The organism is uncultured Campylobacter sp. (genome assembly GCF_938030785.1).
GTDB lineage: Bacteria > Campylobacterota > Campylobacteria > Campylobacterales > Campylobacteraceae > Campylobacter_B.
In genome coordinates this window covers 40,183-48,353 of record NZ_CALHIK010000031.1, presented here as the reverse complement: position 1 = coordinate 48,353, position 8,171 = coordinate 40,183, and the positions used below count along the sequence as shown (strand labels likewise).

At 46.3% G+C, this 8,171-nt stretch carries 6 protein-coding genes; 4 read left to right on the top strand and 2 right to left on the bottom strand.

Going from position 1 to position 8,171, the window contains the following annotated elements:
• The 4 genes from Q0438_RS01695 to Q0438_RS01680 form a co-directional block, all read left to right on the top strand.
• Positions 1-725: shikimate dehydrogenase (locus tag Q0438_RS01695; RefSeq protein WP_299186601.1), on the top strand; the 725-nt coding region annotated here is incomplete at its 5' end.
• A gap of 323 nt (positions 726-1,048) precedes the next feature.
• A complete protein-coding gene (locus Q0438_RS01690; protein WP_005871229.1) occupies positions 1,049-1,255 on the top strand; it encodes a DUF4492 domain-containing protein in 207 nt (68 codons plus the stop codon).
• Positions 1,256-1,257: 2 nt separating this feature from the next.
• The gene (locus tag Q0438_RS01685) at positions 1,258-2,781 is read left to right on the top strand and encodes a cytochrome ubiquinol oxidase subunit I (protein ID WP_299186599.1); all 1,524 of its coding nucleotides are present in this window, start codon (positions 1,258-1,260) and stop codon (positions 2,779-2,781) included.
• Position 2,782: 1 nt separating this feature from the next.
• On the top strand, positions 2,783-3,889 hold the full coding sequence (locus tag Q0438_RS01680; protein ID WP_299186597.1) for a cytochrome d ubiquinol oxidase subunit II: 1,107 nt from the start codon (positions 2,783-2,785) through the stop codon (positions 3,887-3,889).
• A 346-nt stretch (positions 3,890-4,235) separates the two neighbouring features.
• Here the strand turns inward: Q0438_RS01680 and Q0438_RS01675 are convergent, their stop codons facing one another.
• Together Q0438_RS01675 and Q0438_RS01670 are read right to left on the bottom strand one after the other, a co-directional pair.
• Positions 4,236-5,204, bottom strand: a complete 969-nt coding sequence (locus Q0438_RS01675) for a putative transporter (RefSeq protein ID WP_299186594.1) — start codon at positions 5,202-5,204, stop codon at positions 4,236-4,238.
• A complete protein-coding gene (locus Q0438_RS01670) occupies positions 5,204-7,942 on the bottom strand; it encodes a pitrilysin family protein (protein ID WP_299186592.1) in 2,739 nt (912 codons plus the stop codon). The genes Q0438_RS01675 and Q0438_RS01670 overlap by 1 nt, the downstream gene beginning before the upstream one ends.
• Positions 7,943-8,171 lie beyond the last annotated feature (229 nt).

Here is an 8,171-nt window from a genome sequence, read left to right as displayed (position 1 = left end):
ATTACGCTATAAAATTTTTGGAGCTGGACGCCTACTACGGGCGGGTTTTGCTGCAGCGCGGAGAGGAGCTGCGAGCTAAATTTGAAGCTCTGGGGCTTGCAGGCGCGAACGTGACCGTGCCTTTTAAGCTCGACGCATTTAAAGCATGCGACGTCCTAAGCGAGGCGGCGCAGAAGATCGGCTCGGTAAATACGCTGGTGCTAAAAGGCAGCGCGCTGCACGGTTTTAATACCGACGCGCAAGGCTTTTTCTGCGCAATCTTGGGCTTTGGCGAGATTCGCAATGCGCTTATTTTAGGTGCGGGCGGCACGACGCGGGCAATCGGCTACGCGCTAAGCAAAAACGGAGTGAAATTCGACATTCTAAACCGCAGTGCAAAGGATTTTGACTTCGGCTGCGAGGAATTTTTTACCTATGAAAATTTCAAATTTAAAGATTACGATCTGATCGTCAATGCCACCGGCGCAGGTCTCAAAGATGACGCGCTACCAGCGCCCGAGGGGGTAATAGATGAAATTTTATCCCGCGCAAAATTCGCCTTTGATGCGATCTACGGCAAACAGACTCCGTTTTTACAAGCCGCGCGCGCAAAAAATCTGCCCGCAAAGGACGGCAAAGAGATGCTTATAAATCAAGGCGCGCTTGCTTTCAATCTCTTTTTCGGCGGCAAATTTGATCTCCAAGAGATAATTAAGCTTATGAGTTACGCCGCAAATCTTCGCTAAATTTAGAGCCGGATGCGGCGCTAAATTTTATATCGCTCAAACGATAAAATTTTATCTTGCTTTAAATTCGCTGCGTTAAACGATACGACGCCGCTAGCTTTATCTTTCACGCTGTCTGGAACGAAGCAAAATTTTAATCTAAAAAGCGACGAGGTCGCTCGACTTTTTTGAAAACGCGCGCTACGGCGCGTCGCGGCAGAGTTTGGAATTTTTTTCGAAATAGGATAAAATCAGCGCGAAATTTTTAAAATTTAAAGTTAGATTTTAATTAATTACTATATAATAAAAAATATAAACTAATAATTGCTAAAGGTTAAAATTTGATGTTTTTCGGCAAAATTTTAAAATTTTACGCGCACGGATTTGCTTCGATGAAGCTTGGCAAAACGCTATGGGCGGTGATTTTGATCAAGCTATTTATAATTTTTGTGCTACTTAAATTTTTCATTTTCGACGAAAATTTAGATTCTAAATTTAAAACCGATCAAGAAAAAATCGATTTCATCTATAAAAATTTGACTAAGGAGTAGGAATGCAAGAGCTTGCTAGCGTGGATTGGTCGAGGGCGCAGTTTGCGCTCACGGCGCTTTATCACTTTCTTTTCGTGCCCCTAACGCTGGGGCTTAGCTTTATTGTAGCGTTTATGGAGAGCCTATATGTCGCGACCGGCAAACAGGAGTGGCTCAAGATCACTAAATTTTGGCTGCGCCTTTTCGGTATAAATTTCGCCATCGGCGTCGCGACCGGCATTATAATGGAGTTTGAGTTCGGCACCAACTGGGCGAATTACAGCTGGTTCGTGGGCGATATCTTCGGTGCTCCGCTTGCGATCGAGGGCTTGCTGGCGTTTTTCTTGGAGGCTACCTTCTTTGCCGTAATGTTCTTCGGCTGGGACCGCGTAAGTAAAAAATTTCACCTTCTCTCTACCTGGCTCGTGGCGATCGGATCAAATTTAAGCGCATATTGGATCCTAATCGCGAACGCCTGGATGCAAAACCCGGTAGGCACGAGTTTTAATCCCGATACGATGCGCAACGAGATGAGTAATTTTTTAGATATCGCGCTATCTCACTTCGGAGTGGCTAAATTTTTACATACCGTAGGCGGCGGCTACATTACCGCGGCGCTTTTCGTGCTCGGAATTTCGGCGTTTTATATGCTAAAAAACAAAGACTTCGCGCTTGCTAAAAAAAGCTTCATCGTAGCGGCAAGCTTCGGTATGCTAAGCTCGCTTTTCGTGCTATTTAGCGGCGACGAGAGCGCCTATCAGGTCGCGCAAAAGCAGCCGATGAAGCTTGCGGCGATGGAGGGTCTGTATAAGGGCGAAGTAAATGCAGGCATCGTCGCGGCGGGAGTTTTAAATCCGAGCAAACTTCCCGGAGACGATAAGGAGCCGTTTTTATTTGAGATCAAGGCGCCTTACGCGCTGGGGCTGATGGCTACGAGAGGGCTTGATAATTTCACTCCGGGCATTGATGATTTGGTATTTGGAAACGAAAAATTCGGCATCGAAGGTGCTGATAAAAAGATCGAAAAAGGCAAAATCGCCCTGCAAGCGCTAAAGGATTACAAGGCCGCCAAAGACGCGAATGACACCGCGGCGATGCAGCAAGCGCGCGAAATTTTATTCGGCAACCAAAATATGCAAAATTTAGGCTACGGCTACTTTGACGACGCGAAGCAGATCGTCCCTCCCGTGGCGCTTACCTTTTACAGCTTCCACGTGATGGTGGCTTTGGGAAGCTATTTTATCTTGCTATTTTTCGTGACGCTATTTTTGGCGATGCGAAAGAATCTCGCCGAATACAAAAAAATTCTATGGCTTTGCGTCTTTAGCATTCCTCTGGGATACGTCGCGTGCGAGGCGGGCTGGATCGTGGCCGAAGTAGGGCGCCAGCCGTGGGCGATACAAGATCTTATGCCGGTGGGTGTCGCGGCTACGAGCCTAGCGGGAACGAACATAATGATCTCGTTCGCGCTCTTTGCGGTTTTATTTACGGTTTTATTCATAGCCGAGATAAAGATCATGCTAAAACAGATAAAGATAGGATTTTAAGATGCACGAAATTTTTCAAATTTATTGGTGGTGCGTGGTTTCGCTTCTGGGCGGAATTTTGGTTTTTATGCTCTTCGTGCAGGGCGGTCAGACGCTGCTTTTTACGCTGGCGAAAAATGAGACCGAGAAGGATTTTATAATAAATTCCATCGGCAAGAAATGGGAGCTTACGTTTACTACGCTCGTTATGTTCGGCGGGGCGTGCTTTGCGGCGTTTCCGCTATTTTATGCGACCAGCTTCGGCGGTGCGTATTGGGCGTGGATGGCTCTGCTTTTTTGCTTTATAATCCAAGCCGTCGCTTACGAATACAGAAAAAAGCCCGATAATTTCTTGGGCGCTAAAACTTATGAAATTTTTCTTTTCATAAACGGCTCGCTGGGTACGATCCTGCTTGGCATCATCGTCTCGACGCTTTTTAGCGGCAGCGAGTTTGCGCTGGGCGATAATAATTTCGTGCAGTGGAAAAACCCCGCTCGCGGGCTTGAGGCGCTAGTAAATCCGTTTAATTACATCTTGGGAGCCGCGCTATTTTTCTGCGCTAGGACGGGAGCGAGCTTATACTTGATGAATAATATCGCCGAGCCCGAAATGATCGCTAAGCTCAAAGCTTCGCTTAAATTTAACGCTAGCGCTTTTTTGGTATTTTTCATCGCGTTTTTGGCGTGGGTCTTGCTAAAGCAGGGCTACGCAGTCGGCGCGGGCGGAGTCGTAAGTCTCGAGAGTTTTAAGTATCTGCATAACTACCTAAGCCTACCTGCTGCGCTAATCTTGCTACTGCTAGGCGTAGTGCTGGTGCTAGTGGGGATATTCAAAGGCGCATTTACAAGCAGCGTGCGCGGAGTATTTTTCTACGGCGTGGGCGTCGTATGCGCGGTAACGAGCGTATTCTTGATCCTGGGTCTAAACAACACGGCGTTTTATCCGTCAAATTTCGACCTGCAAAGCTCGCTTTCGATAAGCAACGCAAGCTCGAGCCTCTATACGCTTAAGACGATGTTTTACGTATCGTTTCTAGTGCCTTTCGTGCTGGGTTATATAAGCTACGTTTGGTGGTTGATGGACGCTAAGAAGCTCGATAAAGAGGGGTTTTCAAACGAGCATTATTAGGCGCGCCCGCTCTCATGCGCGGCTTTTGCGAGTCGTGTGGCGGCGAGGCTGCTCGCGTGCGTGGCACTGCGTGCTTTTGCGCTTGGTTAAATTTCATATCGGCGGCGCTTTTTGCGCGCCGCATTTATAAAAAATTTTAAGGATTAAAAATGGTCAAATCTTTAGTTTTCATCGCGATTTGGATAATCTTGCTAATCGCGAGCTATAAATTTATAAAGCTAAACATTACTTATCAAGAAAAAAGAGAGCAGTAAAAGCGTAGAAATTTTAAAAGTTTACGTCCCGGAATTTCGCTTTAAATTTAGAAAGCGAAATCTAGGGCCGCAAGGTGCGGGCGAAATTTTATCTAGCCCTTGTAGTCGATATTTTTTTCAAACTCTTTAAGTCGCATATGGATTGAGCGCAGCTCCGTGATCGTCGTCCAGTTATTCATAAAAATACTAAAACTTCCGCGCACTTGATTAAAGGCGTTGCTGACTTGAACCATAACCCCAAGCGTAATTACCTTGGTAAATAATCCAGGACCCATTATTAAGTAAGGTACGATCATTAGGAACTGCGAGAATGAGTTGAACCACATATCAAAATAGCAGTAGTGCAGGTATAGTTTGAAATAGTTATATTTGATCTTATCGAATAGCGAAAGAATTTTTTCCTCATCCGCGTAATTTATCTTATCCTCTTCTGCAAAAACAAGCTCTTTTCTAAACGCCGCCTCGACCTTTTGGTTATTGTATTCCAGTCTCGGCAGATACCAACCCACTAGCCAAGAAATTATTAATCCACCAATGCTAACTAAAAGCGCGATCCAGACGAGCGAGCCGGGGATTTTTTTTAGAAATTCAAAAGGGACATTGCTACTAAGTTCCCACAGCACCGGTATGAACGCAAACAGCGTCATAGCCGCCGAAAGCACTCTCGTACCCATCTCTTCGATAGTTTTTGAGAAACGAAAGATATCCTCTTGGATACGTTGCGAGCTTCCTTCGATATCCTTGCTTACCTTTTTCCAGTATGAAAAATAGGAAAACGTCATCGCTTCTCGCCATTTAAATGCCCAAACCCGCGCTGCGTATCGCTCCGAAATTGCAGAGACTACGTAGGGCATCGCTATCCATAAAAAAATCTTCATCTGCGCGTAGAAATCACCTAGCGTATGGCGATCTACGTTTTGGCACAGATCGTAAAACGCGCGATACCATTCGTTTATTCGCACATTTAAAGTAGTTTGATACCAATTGATCGCAATTAGAAAAAATATTCCGGAATATGCCCAAAATGCCCATTTTTTGCTTTTAAAAAACGAAGCAAACATCAATGCTCCTTTGGATTTAAGATTGCCGTAAATAGATGCTCGCGAAGTATCCTTGCAGCTTCCTGCACGTCTGCGCTTTTTACCGCATTTATGCTTGCCGCGTAGCTTTTTTCGTCATAGAGCGGATAGCCGTAAAGCGCGTTTGCGGCGATGTTGCCAAGCCAAAAATCATTCGTCTGCGCAGCTCTTTTGGTCGATAAAATTTGCGCTTTTTTGAAATTTTGCAGTTCGTTATCTTTTGCGCCCGAATTTTCGATCTGTTTTAAAATTTCGCGCACCTCCGCGACGACCGCGGCTGTATTTTTCGGCTCGCACGAAAAGGAGACGTTCAGGCTCGCAGCGATATGTGGGAACTGCACGTACGAGCTTCTTACCAGAGCCGAGTAAATTTGCCCGCGCGCCTCTCTAATCTGCTCGACGATGCGCGTATCGACTACGCTTCTTAGAGCTTGAAATTTATATGTGTTTGCAAAGTCGAAATTCCCGAGTTCGTAGTTTAAAAAGATCATCTGCACTTCGCTTTTATCGCTATCGCCGTAGTTTTGCTCAAGCGTGCCGTTTGCGGTTTTAAGCGCAGGGATTTTCGGCGCGGCGCTCCCTTTGGAAGGCTTTAAATTTCCCACGTATTTTGCCAAAATTTCTTTCGCGGCTTTCGGATCAAAATCGCCGCTAAGTATGAAGATGAAATCCCCCGCACCCGATAGAATTTCATCTGCATCCTTTTGAAACTCGCTTAAATTTGCGTTTTTTACGTCGCTGGCGCTTAGGGGCAGCTTTTGAGAAAGCCCTTCCACGTAGAGCGATTTTAAAATTTGCTCGCTAAATTTAAACTGCGCCGTCTCGTCGCGCAGCGCGATCGCCGAGAGTGCGTCGGTTTGGTATTTCACAAACGCGGACTCGTGGATTAGCGGCTCGCTAAATCTCGCGTATAGCTCGCGCGCCATAGCCTGCAGATCCTTGCTCGCGCTGCTCCCTCTAAAACCGCTGGTGGAATCGTCCATTCTAAATTTAAGCGCATAATCGAACTTCGCTGTCAGGCGCTTGGCTTCATATTCGTTGAGGCTGCCGATCGTGCCGGAGTTTAACAGCGAGGTTAAAATTTCGCCCCTTGCCCTGCCGAGATTTGCGTAGCCTCCGCGCCTAACCGCTACTATTTTGACTCGATTTTTTTCGCTTTTAAGTGGCTTTAAAATCACCTTCGCGCCGTTAGAAAATTCTAAAATTTCAGTGCCGCTGCCGCCCTTTTTCGCGCTAAATTTCGCAGGGTTTAAATTTGCGCCCGCAAGTTCCTTTTTGCCGAGCGACGCGCCGCTAAAATCAAACGGCACGGCGTCTGCGTAGAGTTTGTTTACATCGGCCTCGCTAAGACCCAAATTTTTAGTAGAAATAAGCTCGGTAAAGTGCGCGCCGTCCGTGATCCGCAAGAAAAATTCATTCACGTCCTTAAGCGTAATCTCGTCTAAAATTTTAAGACTTAGATCGTGCTCGTCCTTTTTGCTGAGCTTGAAATTTCCGTTTTGCACGTAGTCTAGGATCGCGTCTACTTGCGAGCCCTGCGTGTCGTTTTTGAGCAGGTCCGCTTCGACACTATTTTTAAGCCTCTCCTTTACGCTTTCAAAATCCTCGGCGGAAAATCCGTGCTCGCGAACCCCTTTGATCGCGCTAAAAAGGCTGCTAAGCGTCGCGTTGGTATCGAAGTCGAAGATATTGGCGCTTAGACTGTAGAGTCTGCGGCTTTTAAACAGATCGTCCGAGCCGAAATAGGCTTTAAGCGGCGTTTTGGAGTTTACGTTCATCGCGTCGTAGCCTAGACTCATCAGGCTTGCGACATAGACTTGCAGCCAAGCGTTTTTAAACGTGCCCACGGTGGAAAGCGGCTCGTATTCGCCCGCGTAGAGCACGCTAGCGACGTTGGTGCCAAGCTCGGTTTCGTAGATGTTTGAAAAGCCCGCTTTAAAGGGACGCAGGTGTAGATCGCGCGGTATGCGCTCGCCTTTCGGCTTAAGAGAGCCGAAATGCCCCTCTATCAGCGCCTTTATCTTATCCACGTCCACGTCGCCCACGACGATCACGCTAATGGAGCTTGGAAGGTAGTTGCGCGCGTAGAATTTTTTCAGCTGCTCGCTCGTAGCGCCCGAGATTATCTCGTTTTTGCCGATCGGAAAGCGCCTTGCAAAGATAGAATCGGGATACAGATAAGCGGCGCGCTTTTCGTAAAAGCGCCTCTCGAAGTCTTTTTTGGCTTCCTCTAGGATGACGCCCTTTTCCTTTTGCGTCTCGTTTTCGTCAAATTTAACGCCGCCCGCGTAATCTTGCAGCACCAAAAATACGTCCTTTAGCGTCTCGTCATTAACCTGGGCTTGGATATTGTAGGTGGTGTTTTCAAAGCCCGTTTGCGCGTTTAGATCGGCGCCGAATTTTACTCCCAGGCGCTGCAAGGTATGAACTAGCTCGTTTTTATCGAAGTGCTCGCTGCCGTTGAACGCCATGTGCTCGACGAAGTGCGCAAGACCCTGCTCGTCGTCATTTTCATCTACGCTGCCCGCAGCTACGTCGAGGTAAAAAAGCGCGCTTTTTTTCGGTACGTCATTTTTGAGGATATAAAATTTCACGCCGTTTGCCAGCTCGCCGCGCACGACGTTTTCGTCAAATTTAAGCGGAGCGGCGGGATCTAGAGCGGCGTTAGCGGAGCTTAGGAAGCAAAGAGCTGCCGAGATAAAGAGTATAAATTTTTTCATAATTCTCCTTGATATTAAAGCTCGGAATTCTACCCAAAGGTAGTTTAAATTATAATTTGCTTGCTAAATTTTATCGTTTAAATTTAGCGATAAATTTTAGGATTTAAATTTTGAAATTTAAAGAGGCGATGGCGGATGGAATTTTAAAATTTAGTAAATTTGGAAATTTTAAAAATTCCGCCACCTTTTAAATTTGGCGGCGGAATTTCAGGATTTTTTTGAAATGAAA